The organism is Mucilaginibacter gracilis, assembly GCF_003633615.1.
Classification (GTDB): Bacteria; Bacteroidota; Bacteroidia; order Sphingobacteriales; family Sphingobacteriaceae; genus Mucilaginibacter; species Mucilaginibacter gracilis.
Window position 1 is genome coordinate 3,576,850 of record NZ_RBKU01000001.1, and the last position, 13,605, is coordinate 3,590,454.

Sequence of the window (13,605 nt, forward strand, 5' to 3'; positions counted from 1 at the left end):
ATACTTGATGCTTGAATAGAAGGTAAGGTATTTACTTCAATCTATTTCGTGTACTTGTACCCATCCATCACTCCACTTTCAAACGGCGACCACAAACCCTGCTGTATTCCGGCGGCTTTGAGTGCGCCGCTTGTCCATACATTACACGTTTTGGCAAAGCTGTACCGGCCATTAGCCTCGTAAAAGTTATCTGTAACATCATAACCACGACCAGGAAAAACAGCTACCTGCCCGGAGTGTAAATTGAACGAATTTTGAACATAAGCTATCAACTGCCGGTACTGTTGCGGACTGATCACTATTTTTTGGCAAAACTTTGGCGTTACCTTTGGTGGAAATTTATCATAGGTAACATGCATTGCCGAACTATCCAGATAAAACAAGGCGTTAATGGCTGTAGAAAATTTAAGATCGGCCCAGGTAGGTGTATTTAAAAAGAAAGCTTTATCTCCCCAGCCAATCTCAATATATTGAAAGCTGCTGTCAACGGCTTTAAACGATGCCGGGTTAAATTGTTTTCGCCAATCAATATAGGTGGTATTAACCGGCACTGCCACATCGGTATGTACACCGTTTGAGCAAACAAAAATGGTAACGCCGTTTGGCGTTTCGGTAAAATTGCGGTTAACTTTTATATGTGGGAGCAAAAGGGCGAGTATAGCATAGGTGCCAAGTATACCTACAAAAGCCAAAACAATAAAGAGTAAGCGGCGTAATACAACTCTAAACATCTGATAAATATAACATTTACAATGAATATAATTATCAACGTTTATCTCTTGTTAATGTGCAGCAAAACTTACGCGGCCACCAAAATCCTGCACCCAGTAATAGTTGTATTCGGCAACACCTATTTCCTTAAAATCTGGGTTCATTATGTTTTTGCAGTGCCCATCGCTTTTAAACCAATTAGCTAAAACCTCTAAAATACTTTGCTGACCGTATGCAATATTCTCGCCGGTAGTGTATTTTTGGTATCCTTTGTAAATATAACCGGCTTTAATAATGCGGTCTTCTGATGTACTGCCATCCTTGCTTTCATGGTTAAAGTAATTGTGCTTGTACATGTCTTTCGCATGTTCTGTGGCGGACTGGGCCAATAGGTCGTTCCAGGTTAAGGGCGATACAGGTTTCATAAAAACGCCCCCACAATTGCACCCTTTTGCTCGTTTTGCATTAATGATAGTCAAAAATTGATCTTTGAATTGTTGATTATCGATACGTAACGATGATTGACCATTAACCAAGGGTAAAGTCCCCAATACTATCAAAAAAGCAAGACATAACTTTTTCATATCCAATATTTTCGCATTCAATAATATAAACATGGCACCGCCGGTTTTGTTGCACAAGAGCCAACATAAACAGCACCACTAAAATATTAAAAAATAGACTACATTATAGCCCGCTCGTAACCATCAATAAACCGCTTAAAAAAGCCGGATCGCGATAGTAATAGGTTGAACAATGCTATGCCAACAATGGCGCAAGTTATCCCGGCAAGCACATCCAAAACATAATGGTGACTGAGGTAAACAGCCGCAAACCAAATGCCAACTGTTACAGTAGCAAAAAACACATTAATAACACCCAGTTTATTTTTTAAGCCATAATACAAAACTATAACCGGGTAAGAGGAGTGGAGGGAAGGCATGGCCGCAAAAACGTTTGAACCCTTGGCGTAGATGGATTTAAACAGACCGATGTTAAAATAAGCATCAAACTTAGCAAGTCCTGCCGTATTGCCAGGGGTATGCGCCACAAAGTTAAAACCTTTATAGGCAACGTACCAGGGCGGTGCTGCGGCAAAGGTATAGTATATAATAAAGCCGATAAAGTTAACCAGCACAAAAGTAAGCAGGAACAATAAAAACTGCCTGCGTTTTTTAAAAAACAGATAAACGGCAAAAGCCATAGGTACGGGTATCCAGCATAAATAAAAAATGCCGCACATGAGGTCTAAAAAACTATTGCCGTTGTAGCGCCAGTATTCGTTTGGTGTTAAAACTTTGCCGCTAATGTTGATACCAAAAATATGTTTCTCAGTATGGTATAAATCGGCTATGTGTACTGCGCTGTAGTTGTAATTTGGGAAGGCCTTCATATAATCGTATGTAATCCAATAAACGATAAAGATGGCAAACCCCGTAATAAACTTACGCGATATGGCCGAAGCATAAAAAGCTAGGTTAAACAACAACACCAACACTAACTGATCGGTTTTGTAACCAACAACCAATGCCGATAACAGCAAATATGCCGCAGAAACGCCGCACGTAACCGTTATAGTTTTACGGTTGATGCTAACTGCCCCATTTGCGGCAGAGCCGTTACTCATGCTTACTTGTTGGTAAAATGAGAGCGGAAAATGTTATCCCAAAAAGCCGAACTTACGCCGTAACCCTTGGTTGGGTCCTGGTAGTGGTGCAGCATATGATGTTGTTTAATTTTTTTCCACAAGCCCGATTTAAAGTTGAAATGGTGAATGGCATAATGTGTCATGTCATAAACCAAATAGCCACCTATAAACCCAGGGAAAAAAGCAAACACATAGTTACCGGGCAAAATGGCACTAAACAAAAGGTAGAAGCCCAAAGCCAGCGGTATACTTGCCGATGGGGGTAACACAAGGCGTTTTAAATCGTTAGGGTAATCGTGGTGTACACCGTGAAAAATAAAGTGCAGGCGGTAGGCCCATTTTGCTTTGGGTACATAATGGAAAACAAAGCGGTGCATAACGTATTCAATAAACGTCCACACAAATATGCCGGCCAAAAATAAGCCTGTAAAAGTAAGTACACTAATACCGGCGTCAAAAAACGATTTATAAATTAAAAAAACAATAACAGGTATATAAATAACCAGCGGAATAAAAAAGTACACCTTAGAGAAAAACTCCAAAAGGTCACTTTTAAACATCCTTACAGATTCACTGGAATTTGACACATAATTCTTCTTCATTGCGCTTTCACGGTTTAAAACGTTCTACTATTTCTTTTCCGGTTGCAGGGTCGGTGCCCTTAACCTCAACGTATACCACATTAGGCAGCCAAAAGGTTCCGCCTTCAATTTTAATAAATATACGGTTCAGTATGGCTTGCTTTTTAGCAATTGTTGCAAAAATATGATATTTATTGTCTGTTTCCGCCTTCATTAAATAAAGGGGATACTTTTTGTACGATACAAAACGGATGTCAAATTTACCATTATCCAGTGGCTTAGTCACAAGTCCGTATGCAAATTTACGCTGAATAAAGTTAAGTTCTTCCTTTTGCCCTTTTTCGTTGTATTTAATCCAATAAACATGCACCGGATTGGCAGGGTCGGGCTCTCCTTTACCGTTTAAATTTATATCGTAAATTATGGTATTGGTATTGGGGTCGCGCTGCACATAAAACAGCTTGGCCACATTAGGCACAGGGAAATTAATTACTTTAGCCTTTCGGGAGGTTGTATCAATATCTGTTAATTTCGATACCCTAACTAATCTGTCCGAAGGTAAACATAGGTGAAATAGCAAGGCGAAATTTAACAGCAGGGCAGGGGCAATATTCATTATTGGTATCAGCTTTCTTTATTTATTTTACTTTCGGAGGCTTCCATAGCTTTTTTGGCGTCGTATAAACGCTTAAAGGCCGTTATGTTTGATAGCACGGCCAGTATTACAATAGGAACAGTAAAAATGGTAATAGTTTCAAATACGTGGAAAGGTATGCCGGGTATATACAACTTATAATCGCCACCAATGTATGACGATGATATGCCGCAAATAATGGCAAATAAACCAATAGTAACCACCCTTTCCGGGCGTTGCATCAGGCCACCTTTTAATTCAATTCCTAAGCCTTCGGCACGTGCGCGCACGTAGCTCACCATCATTGATCCTATAAGGGCTATAAAGGCAAATATGGAACTTAAAAAGTAGTGGTGGGCAACCAGGTAGTAGCAAATCCCTAAAAACATAATCAATTCGCTATACCTATCCAGCACCGAGTCATACAAAGCGCCAAATTGCGAACTCATTTTGCCCAGGCGTGCAACCTGGCCGTCAAGCATATCAAACAATCCGGCAAATAATACAAGCGCGCCTGCCCAGCCTACATAGCTTAAATCGCCACGGTTGCCTTCTTCGGCTCCAAGTATAAATATCCCGGCAACGCCAAAGTTTAACAATAACCCAATGGTGGTTATGGCATTTGGCGTTAACCCAATTTTGATAAGTATTTTTACCAATGGGTCAATAACCTTGTATATTCCTAATTGCAGGTTAACCCGTACAGTAGTTGCTTGTGCCATAGCAGTATCTTTTTTATTTTAAAAATCTAATCTTGCCCTGGTTCTAATACCAAACTGTGGCGCATTAGGGTGGTCAAGGTAGTTAAAGCGCTCTACCAGGTCAACCCTAAAAAACTTTAATATATTGCCTATACCAATACTACCTTCGGTATAAGGTTTACCGTTTAAACTATAGGTTAAAGGTACTCCCGCGCTATTAACCGGGAATTGTATTAACGACGAATGAAGGGCCGGATTGTTTTCGTCGCGAATGCCGCCGTATAATGCCTTAAAGGTTATAAACTCGCGAAACTTTAATCGTTTAAATAACGGTATCTTGTTAAATATAAATCCGTTAAAGCAATGGTCAATGTTTACGCTTGCGTAATGGTCGCTCACAAACTCCATAAAATTCATTAAGTTATACGAGTCAAACTGATAAGCGTAAGTTTGGTTTGCCCTATGTATGGTTAATAACGGAAAAGGCAATTTACCTAAGGTATAACCACCCTCAACACTAAAGTCGGTATACCCTAATTGCGATAAATAAAAGCGTTTATCAATTTTTGCGTGCAACGTTTGGTAGGTGTATTGGCTGTTTAAAACACCCTTAAAGCTTTGCGTATAATCAAACTCCAAAATAGGGTATTTGCTTGGTATGGTAATGCGGTATATTTTACCCTGTATCAACTGCTCGTGAGGCGCATAACGGAAACCTACATTAACTTCGGTTGTAGTAATACTGGGTATGGAGTTGGGCACGCCATCAACTGTATTATTAAAATACAACGATCCTGCCGGCGATTGTTTCCAGTTTCTTAACCCTACCGAGTACGAGAAATGGCTCTCAAATTCGCGCACGTAATCTATTTTATAAAAGTCGTTATACAGGTATTTGTCGTTTACGCCACGTTTAAACGATAGTAAAAAGTTGTCTTCGGATACAAACTGTAAATTGGCACCCGGTATTTTGGTATCGCGCTGTATACTGGCCCTAATGTAATTTTGTGGGAACTTGTAAATGGTTTTATTATTGATGGAGTATGTTGCGCTTAAAAAATATTTCCAGCGTTCGTCTTTAAAGCCATAGGCACCATAGGTTTCAAAGTAATAGCGTTTGCTTAATTCGGGCGTTGTACGTCCGCCAAAACGCAGGCGCAGGCCCTCAATGGGGTTAAAGCTGTAAAAGGTATTTGCCGGCCCAATTTCAAACGGACCAAACGATTTATAACCAGCCAGCAACAATGATGCAATATCCATGGTGCGCCTAAACGACGGGATGGTTTGCAAACTATCTATATTTTTGTAAACCTTTGATTCTGCCGTTGTAAGCGTGTCTTTACCGCGGCTCTCAACCCAAAAATTATTGCTGCGCTCTTTGGCCTCGTCAGATACATATCCGCTTAATCCCTCGTAGGTAGTATCGGGCCTCGCTTTGTTTAATAAATAGTTTCTGTATGATACGGTACGCTGGCCAAACAAACTTGTTTTTCCCTTTTTGGTGATACCAAAATCGGCCATCATATCGCTTCTTATCAATTGGTATCGGCCATACTGGTTTCTTTCAAAATCAAGGTTCACATTCATATTGCGCACCCAGTTGAGGTTTATTTTATTGTTGATTAATAATTTAGCCTGTTGTACAGCATAATTGGTATCAATAGTAACGTAAAGTTTTCCCTCAAACAGCATATCGGTTGTGTTACGGGGGGTAAAGCTAAGTTCAACCAGTTTTTGAGTACCATCTGTTACGGTATCGGTAATAAAAAATTTGTAAAAGGTAGGCGCCTCATCAGCTATAGGGCTCAAAAACTGATTGGTCATTAAAAAAATGTTGTTCGAATAAATATCCACATCAGAGTACATCCTGTTGAGGTAGGCATTCATACCGTCGTCATCAATAAAACTGCCAAAATTTACTTTTTTCGAACCTATTACCACTGCTTTTTTAACCTCGGGCTTTTTGCGATAATAAACCTGCGTTAATTTTTCGTCGAGATATACAGGTAGTAACGATTTGCCGGGTACAATTGTTGAGTCGCGGTTATCAAACAAAAATTTATACGAACGGAATATTTTTTTATTGCCAATATCCATTGAGAGGTTGGCTAACGAGAACTGTAATTTCTCGTATTGCTGATATTCGGCGTAATCATAACCTTGTATGCGGTTAAGGTCTTTATGTTCAATCACCTTCCTTATTAATTCAACCGCAGGGTTATCTTTATTACGGTAACGCGTTTTTTTGGCCGAGTTTACTTTAACCTCGTTTAAGGTTTGCCCTTCGGGATAAAGCCTGATATTAAAGGTTTGAACTTCGCCGGGTATAATGTTAATGGTAACTGTTTTATAACCCAGGTAGGTTATTTTTATTTTATCTAATGTTTTGCCGGTTTTTAAAATATAGTTACCGGTAGCATCGGTACTTGTGCCAATATTAGTACCAGGAAATGCTACAGATACATAAGGCAAAGGCTGTTTGGTATTTACATCGGTAATTATACCTTTTACAACGGTAACCTGGCCCTTAGCAATTATTGAGAAAATTATAAAAAAGAATAAAAGAATATGCTTCATTTTGTTATTAATACGTTTTATTGTACCCTATAGATTTTTTGACTAAAAACTACCGGTAATCAAACATCGCAAATGTAAAAAAAATCATGTTAGACGTTTGTGGTCAAAAAGTCAAATCTCAATTGTTATAGAGGTATTAAAAACGTGTTAATGTTACATTAATTTGCCCTAAAAAGCACGCATGTTATTAAATTAACATCCAAACAAGCAAGCTTTTTATTTTTATCAGCAATATGTTGCGGGGTTTTGGCAGTTAAAGCAGCTTAGCTATAGCCAACTTAATAAAACCCGGAGCCTATCTAATTTGCATTAAACGGCACCGGGTTTATCAAAAAACATATTTTACATCGATTCTACCAGGTCCTGGTAATAATCTAAACCAAGGTGTGTTATTAAATCCTCGCCCATCATATGGCGCAGGGTATTTTGCAGTTTAATTAACTGTTTAAAAATATCGTGTTCTGGTTTTAAGCCCGGCGCCGTTTGCGGCGATTTTAGGTAAAACGATAACCACTCTTGTATGCCGCTCATATTGGCGCGTTTGGCAAGATCCATAAACAAAGCCAAATCCAAAACAATTGGAGCCGCTAAAATAGAATCGCGGCACAAAAAGTTAATTTTGATTTGCATTTCATAACCCAGCCAGCCAAAAATATCAACATTATCCCAGCTCTCTTTATTATCGCCGCGGGGCGGATAATAATTGATACGCACCTTATGGTACAAGTCGCCATAGAGTTCGGGATTAATCTCGGGTTGGAAAATTTCTTCCAAAACGCTCAATTTTGATACTTCCTTAGTTTTAAAATTATCCGGATCATCCAAAACCCAACCATCACGGTTTCCTAAGATGTTGGTAGAAAACCAACCTTTTACGCCCAGTGCCCTTGCTGTTAAACCGGGTGCTAAAATGGTTTTCATTAAAGTTTGGCCGGTTTTAAAATCTTTTCCGGCTATTGGTGTATTTGTAATTTTTGAAAGCTCAACCAGTGCAGGTATATCAACCGTAAGGTTAGGGGCGCCGTTAGCAAAGGCTACGCCTAATTTTAAGGCAGCGTAAGCATATATCATACTTGGCGCAATGCGTTCGTCGTTATCCTTTAAAGCTTGCTCAAAGCTTTCAACCGTTTGGTGGATTTCCGATTCTTCAAAATATATCTCGGTCGATCCGCACCAAACCATTACAATGCGGCTGCAACCGTTTGCCGCTTTAAAGGCTTCAATATCGTTCATAACCTGTTGGGCAAGGTCATGGCGGGTGGTAAATTCTTTAATGTGTGTGCCGGTAAGGTTTTTTACGTAGTTGTGGTCAAAAGCGGCCTTCATAGGCACAATTGCCTCAAGCGGGCCCTTAACGGCATCTAGCAGGTGCTGATCTAAAACTTTTGCGTTTGATGCCGCCTGGTAAACGTTATCGTCATAAACATCCCATCCGCCAAAAACAATATCTTCAAGGCTCGCCAAAGGTACAAAATCTTTAATTTTGGGGTAGCGGTTTTCGGTACGTTTGCCTAAACGTATGCTGCTCATTTGCGTTAACGAGCCAATAGGCTGTGATATTCCCTTTTTAACTGCTTCAACCCCGGCTATGAGCGTTGTAGCAACAGCTCCTAAACCCGGAATAAGGATGCCTAATTTACCTTCGGCTGGTTCAATGTTTGTTTTCATTCGATATTTGTTTTGAGATAAAACCTTTGTTTAGCCCTTAATTGGCAAAATCAAAAGGTTTTCATTATAGATATTTATTAGTAGTAATATATTAAAATTTAAAGCCAGTTGTGTTTTTTATACCACGCAAAGGTATTTTCCAGCCCCTTTTTTAGGTCATATTCAGGTAAATAATTTAAATCCTGTGTCACATTTTTGATATCACAAATCCAGTTAACGGCATTAAGTTCACTCAGCTTTTCAATATTTAAGGCTGGGGTTTTATTACTGCGTGCATATAGTTTTTGTAACAATGCGGCAAGGGCTTTTATAAGCAATAAGGGCAAATGTACCTTAATTGTTTTTTTATTTAACACCTGTTTAGTAAAATTTGCCAGGGCATACCTATTGTAAGTTTTACCATCACTCACGTTATAAGCTCTGTTTTTAATTGGAAGCTTTAACGCGCTTACGGTTAGTTTTGCCAAATCATCAACGTAAATAAAACTGAGGTGTTGTTCAATACGGCCAATATAAGGTTCAAAACCTTTACTAAACTGTTTTAGTATAATAAAAATGCCTGTATCTCTGGGGCCGTAAACCGCAGTTGGCCTTAAAATGAGGAGTGGCAGGCCAGGTAGTGCAGTTATTTTTTGCTCGGCCAGCAATTTACTACGGCCATAGGCGGTTACCGGGTTGGGTAAAGTATCATCGGTAATAATGCCGTTAAGTGTAGGTAATGGCCCTAATGCAGCAAGGCTACTTAAAAAAATAAATTTTTTTATAGGCACTTTACTTTGCAAAACTGCTTTGGCAAGGTTAAGGGTGTATTGGGCGTTTACGCGGTTATAATCTTCTTCGGTTTTGGCGGCTGTTACACCTGCGGCGTGTATAATGTAAGTGTATTGCTTATCTTCAATATCTTTGGCGAGGGCATCAACACTACTAAAATCCGGAAAGGTATATTGAATATCAAATTTTGCGAGATGATTTGTTTTGCTGCTTTCCCTAACCGCGGCGTAAACATCGAGGTTGTTTTTTAAGGCGTTTTTTACCAAATGATAACCAACAAAACCACTTGCGCCGGTTATTAAAACCCGCTCCTTCATATCTGTTTCTCGTAGATGCGGTATTTTTTATAAGGGTCGCCTTTAATAGCAATAATGGCTTCGTTAATTAATGTATTGTTTTCAAGTGTCCACCCGGCTTCGGCATGGGTAAAGCCTTTGCGTTTGTACTCGCTAATAATGGAGCCGTATAAGCAGGCCTCAATACCCATTTTGCGGTAACCATCTATAACACCCAAAGCATATATGCGCAAGCTTTTAACTTTGCTTTTATTGAAGAGTATTTTGAAGATACCGGTGGGCAATAACCTCCCTCTTTTTACCTTCATTAAAATTTCATTAAAATTTGGCAGCGCCAGCCCAAAGCCTACTATTTTGCCATTTTGTTCGGCAACATAGGCAAAATCTGTGTCCAATATCAGCTTGAGGTCTTTGGCTAAATGGGCAAATTCGGCATCTGTCAAGGGTACAAAACCACTATTCTGGTCCCAGGCCGAATTGTAAACTTCGCGCAGTTTAGCAACTTCTTCTTTAAAGTTTTTAAGGCTTACTTTACGGATGAGGATGTTATTGCGCTTCAACCTTTCCTGCAAAGCATTAAGCAATCTTACCGATTTATCATCATAAGCCTGCCCATCCCAGTGCCAGGCTATCAAATCAATTTGTTTAACGTAACCTGCACGCTCAATTAAATCGGCATAATAGGGCGCGTTATAAGTCATCATTAAAAATGGCGGGCTATCAAAACCTTCAACTAAAAGCCCGGAGGCTTCGTTAGTCGAAAAATTTACCGGGCCAATTACTTTCTGGGTAACGCCTTTGTCTTTCAGCCATTTATCGGCTGCTGCAAAAAGTTGGTTTGCGGTTTCCTGGTTGTTTACACAGTCAAAAAAACCAAAAAAACCATCGTTTCTTTTGTTAAAGGTGTTGTGGTTATTGTTTAATATGGCTGCAATGCGCCCCACTATTTTACCATCCTGATAGGCTAAAAAGCACTGTAACGATGAGTGTTTGTGAAACGGATGTGTAGTTAAAAGGTCTTTTTGAGCGATAAAAAGTTCAGGAACGTAGTTGCCATCGCCCTCATATAAATCGTGCGGAAAGTCAATAAAAGAACCAAGGTCTTTTTTTGACTTTACCGGAACTATTTGTATCATATTCTTTCTTTAACCGTAGTTACGCCAACCTGTTTAAAGGCTTTAGATAATTTGTCTACTGCTTCGTCAATCTGGTCAAACGTATGTGTTGCCATTAGCGAGAAACGCAGTAACGATGAATCGGACGGAACAGCAGGAGAAACCACAGGATTCACAAAAATACCTTGCGATTGCAGTATGTTGGTTGCCATAAACGTTTTATCGTTATCTCTAACATAAATTGGCAATATAGGGCTTTCGGTAACACCCATGTCAAAACCTTCGTCAAGCAATAACGCTTTGGCGTAATTGGTGTTTTTCCAAAGGTTTTCTATATGCTCGGGTTCGTTTTCAATAATATCCAAAGCGGCAATAACACTGGCAACAGAAGCCGGAGTCATACTTGCGCTAAATATCAACGACCGTGCTTTGTGTTTAATATATTCAATCACATCCTTATCAGCAGCAATAAAACCGCCTAATGATGCAAACGATTTACTGAAGGTACCCATGATAAGATCAACCTGATCTGTCATCCCGAAGTGTGAAGCAGTACCTGCGCCTTTGTGGCCAATAACACCTAAGCTGTGCGCATCATCAACCATAATGTTAGCACCAAACTCAGTTGCAACTTCCGATAGTTCGGGCAATTTAACAATGTCGCCTTCCATACTAAATATACCGTCAACAGCTATCATTTTAACAGCCTCTTCGGGTAAATTCTTTAATTTCTGGCGCAAATCGTCCATATCGTTGTGCGCATATTTAATTACACGCGAGAACGATAAACGGCTGCCATCGATGATCGAAGCATGGTCATACTCGTCTAATATCAAATAATCATTGCGGCCCGTAATGCACGATAATACGCCCAGGTTAACCTGGAACCCTGTACTAAAAATTACCGTAGCCTCTTTGCCTACATATTGAGCAAGCCTGTTTTCTAGCTCAATATGAATGTCTAAGGTGCCGTTTAGAAACCTGGAACCGGCACAACCCGTTCCGTATTTGTCAATTGCTCTCTTTGATGCTTCTTTAATTTTGGGATGGTTGGTTAACCCTAAATAGGAGTTTGAACCAAACATTAATACCCTCTTACCATCAATCATTACTTCAGTATCCTGACCAGATTCGATAGGACGGAAGTAAGGATATAATCCTGACTCTTTTATTGAAATTGCATCTTGAAATTGAGCAACTTTCTCATGTAGCTTTTTACCCATGTATGTTAACCCTACTTAAAATTTTTGTAAAAATACCACGAAAATCCTAATATACCGCTCCTTTACTTTATAATTTTTTAACACTGCGGTATTATTACTAAAATTTTCGGAGAGCAAATTAATCGTTTTTATTCCTAAAAGTAAAAACCAATTGATCTTTTTACGTTATTTTAACCTTAAAAAGACAATTTGAATGTTTAAAAACCCTCTTTGTAATAATATTGTCACAACACCCAATTTAAATGACGTATTAGTAATTTTTTGACTAAATAGGTGAAGAAGTTTAAACTATTGCACTTATTTTGTATTTATAATAATCGCTTTGCTGTTCTAAAATTATGAAAAAACTTTTGTATCATGTTTTAACAATTATAATCATTTGTTTTTTATTTCGGGCAAACGGGTTTGCACAAATAAAAAACGACACCACAACATCGGTAGTTTCGCTTCAGCAATGCATCAGTTTTGCCTTGCGCAATCAACCGGCTACAAGGCAAGCCAGTATTGACGAGCAAATAAACGAGCGCACCATATCTATCGGCCTTGCCGATTGGTTGCCACAGGTTAATGCCACAGGCAGTGCCCAGCATTACTTTCAATTGCCGGTAACTTATATTAATAATAGCTACCAGCCAACCAGCGCGCCAAATACCTCTACATTGGGTGTGGGTGCAACGCAGGTACTATACAATAATACCGTAGCACTTGCTGCCCATACAGCAAAATATAGCCGCGAATATTTTAAAGAAAACTCAGCGAGCAGCCAAATTAATGTAGTATCCGATGTAAGCAATGCTTTTTATGATGTGCTTCTATCCGGAAAGCAATTATCGATAATTAACCAGGATATTGTGCGCCTGCAACGCAGTTTAAAAGACGCCTACGCGCAGTATCAAGCCGGTATTGTTGATAAAATTGATTATAAACAAGCTACCATAGCGCTTAATAACGAGTTTGCAAGCCGCAAGCAAGCGCAGGAAGCAATATTGAGTAAAACGGCTTATTTAAAGCAAATAATGGGTTTCGATCCGGCAAAACCCGTACAACTTGCCTACGATTCGGCCCAGTTGGAAAAGGAAACTGTGATTGATACTACGCAAATTTTAGATGTAAATAACCGTATTGAGTATAAGTTGCTGCAAACCCAAAAAATACTGCAAAACATTAATGTTGATTATTACCGGTGGGGTTGGTTGCCGTCGGTATCGGCATTCGGCAATTATAATTTGGGGTATTTTAACCCTAACGTGCAAGATTTGTATAGCCGCTCGTTCCCTAACTCGTATGCCGGCGTAAGCTTGTCTATCCCTATTTTTACGGGTACCAAACGGTTACAAAACTTAAGCAAGGCCAGGTTACAGGTTGAGCGTGCCGATTTGGATTTAGTAAACACGCGCAACGTAATAAACACGCAATATACACAGGCCCTGGCAGGTTATAAAAGCAACTTTAATGATTACCGCATCTTAAAACAAAATGTTGAATTGGCTACCGATGTGTATAATGTGGTAACGTTACAATACCGGGAAGGTATAAAAACGTACCTCAATGTAATTAACGCCCAGTCGGACTTGCGCACCTCGCAGCTTAATTATTACAACGCTTTGTTTAACCTGCTCTCGAGCAAAATAGATCTTCAAAAATCACTCGGAACACTTTCCACCCAATATTAATACACTA

General features: G+C 39.4%; 12 protein-coding genes. 1 reads left to right on the top strand and 11 read right to left on the bottom strand.

Annotation, left to right across the window (positions count from 1 at the left end; translation table 11 throughout):
- Nucleotides 1-41: 41 nt before the first annotated feature.
- The 11 genes from BDD43_RS15620 to spt all read right to left on the bottom strand — a co-directional run bounded on the left by BDD43_RS15620 (nt 42) and on the right by spt (nt 11,925).
- The gene (locus tag BDD43_RS15620) at nt 42-731 is read right to left on the bottom strand and encodes a TIGR02117 family protein (RefSeq protein ID WP_121198544.1); all 690 of its coding nucleotides are present in this window, start codon (nt 729-731) and stop codon (nt 42-44) included.
- 51 nt (nt 732-782) lie between these two features.
- Nucleotides 783-1,136 carry a CAP domain-containing protein gene (locus tag BDD43_RS30080; RefSeq protein ID WP_162847083.1) on the bottom strand — a complete coding sequence of 118 codons (354 nt, stop codon included), beginning with the start codon at nt 1,134-1,136 and terminating at the stop codon, nt 783-785.
- 257 nt (nt 1,137-1,393) lie between these two features.
- Nucleotides 1,394-2,338: a phosphatase PAP2 family protein gene (locus BDD43_RS15630; protein ID WP_121198546.1), complete on the bottom strand. Its 945-nt coding sequence runs from the start codon at nt 2,336-2,338 to the stop codon at nt 1,394-1,396.
- Nucleotides 2,339-2,340: 2 nt separating this feature from the next.
- Entirely contained in the window at nt 2,341-2,961 is a 621-nt protein-coding gene (locus tag BDD43_RS15635) for a sterol desaturase family protein (RefSeq protein ID WP_121198547.1), read from the bottom strand.
- Between the two features lie 7 nt (nt 2,962-2,968).
- A complete protein-coding gene (locus BDD43_RS15640) occupies nt 2,969-3,556 on the bottom strand; it encodes a DUF4833 domain-containing protein (RefSeq protein WP_121198548.1) in 588 nt (195 codons plus the stop codon).
- Between the two features lie 8 nt (nt 3,557-3,564).
- Nucleotides 3,565-4,296, bottom strand: a complete 732-nt coding sequence (locus BDD43_RS15645; protein WP_121198549.1) for a CDP-alcohol phosphatidyltransferase family protein — start codon at nt 4,294-4,296, stop codon at nt 3,565-3,567.
- An 18-nt stretch (nt 4,297-4,314) separates the two neighbouring features.
- Nucleotides 4,315-6,852, bottom strand: a complete 2,538-nt coding sequence (locus BDD43_RS15650) for a DUF5686 and carboxypeptidase-like regulatory domain-containing protein (protein ID WP_121198550.1) — start codon at nt 6,850-6,852, stop codon at nt 4,315-4,317.
- Between the two features lie 342 nt (nt 6,853-7,194).
- Nucleotides 7,195-8,520, bottom strand: coding sequence for an inositol-3-phosphate synthase (locus BDD43_RS15655; RefSeq protein ID WP_121198551.1), 1,326 nt, complete (start codon nt 8,518-8,520; stop codon nt 7,195-7,197).
- Nucleotides 8,521-8,618: 98 nt separating this feature from the next.
- Entirely contained in the window at nt 8,619-9,608 is a 990-nt protein-coding gene (locus BDD43_RS15660) for an NAD-dependent epimerase/dehydratase family protein (protein ID WP_121198552.1), read from the bottom strand.
- On the bottom strand, nt 9,605-10,723 hold the full coding sequence (locus BDD43_RS15665) for a hypothetical protein (RefSeq protein ID WP_121198553.1): 1,119 nt from the start codon (nt 10,721-10,723) through the stop codon (nt 9,605-9,607). The genes BDD43_RS15660 and BDD43_RS15665 overlap by 4 nt, the downstream gene beginning before the upstream one ends.
- Nucleotides 10,720-11,925 carry a serine palmitoyltransferase gene (gene spt, locus BDD43_RS15670; RefSeq protein ID WP_121198554.1) on the bottom strand — a complete coding sequence of 402 codons (1,206 nt, stop codon included), beginning with the start codon at nt 11,923-11,925 and terminating at the stop codon, nt 10,720-10,722. The genes BDD43_RS15665 and spt overlap by 4 nt, the downstream gene beginning before the upstream one ends.
- A 338-nt stretch (nt 11,926-12,263) precedes the next feature.
- On the opposite strand from spt, the gene BDD43_RS15675 reads away from it, so the two are divergent.
- Nucleotides 12,264-13,598 (top strand): TolC family protein, encoded by a 1,335-nt coding sequence (locus BDD43_RS15675; protein WP_121198555.1) that lies wholly within the window; start codon nt 12,264-12,266, stop codon nt 13,596-13,598.
- Nucleotides 13,599-13,605: the final 7 nt, after the last annotated feature.

What these genes read in the sequence shown, in the direction of transcription:
- BDD43_RS15635 (WP_121198547.1), bottom strand. Translation starts at nt 2,961, where the DNA reads ATGAAGAAGAATTATGTGTCAAATTCCAGTGAATCTGTAAGGATGTTT.
- BDD43_RS15660 (WP_121198552.1), bottom strand. Translation starts at nt 9,608, where the DNA reads ATGAAGGAGCGGGTTTTAATAACCGGCGCAAGTGGTTTTGTTGGTTAT.
- BDD43_RS15620 (WP_121198544.1), bottom strand. Translation starts at nt 731, where the DNA reads ATGTTTAGAGTTGTATTACGCCGCTTACTCTTTATTGTTTTGGCTTTT.
- BDD43_RS15655 (WP_121198551.1), bottom strand. Translation starts at nt 8,520, where the DNA reads ATGAAAACAAACATTGAACCAGCCGAAGGTAAATTAGGCATCCTTATT.
- BDD43_RS15645 (WP_121198549.1), bottom strand. Translation starts at nt 4,296, where the DNA reads ATGGCACAAGCAACTACTGTACGGGTTAACCTGCAATTAGGAATATAC.
- spt (WP_121198554.1), bottom strand. Translation starts at nt 11,925, where the DNA reads ATGGGTAAAAAGCTACATGAGAAAGTTGCTCAATTTCAAGATGCAATT.
- BDD43_RS30080 (WP_162847083.1), bottom strand. Translation starts at nt 1,136, where the DNA reads ATGAAACCTGTATCGCCCTTAACCTGGAACGACCTATTGGCCCAGTCC.
- BDD43_RS15640 (WP_121198548.1), bottom strand. Translation starts at nt 3,556, where the DNA reads ATGAATATTGCCCCTGCCCTGCTGTTAAATTTCGCCTTGCTATTTCAC.
- BDD43_RS15665 (WP_121198553.1), bottom strand. Translation starts at nt 10,723, where the DNA reads ATGATACAAATAGTTCCGGTAAAGTCAAAAAAAGACCTTGGTTCTTTT.
- BDD43_RS15630 (WP_121198546.1), bottom strand. Translation starts at nt 2,338, where the DNA reads ATGAGTAACGGCTCTGCCGCAAATGGGGCAGTTAGCATCAACCGTAAA.
- BDD43_RS15675 (WP_121198555.1), top strand. Translation starts at nt 12,264, where the DNA reads ATGAAAAAACTTTTGTATCATGTTTTAACAATTATAATCATTTGTTTT.
- BDD43_RS15650 (WP_121198550.1), bottom strand. Translation starts at nt 6,852, where the DNA reads ATGAAGCATATTCTTTTATTCTTTTTTATAATTTTCTCAATAATTGCT.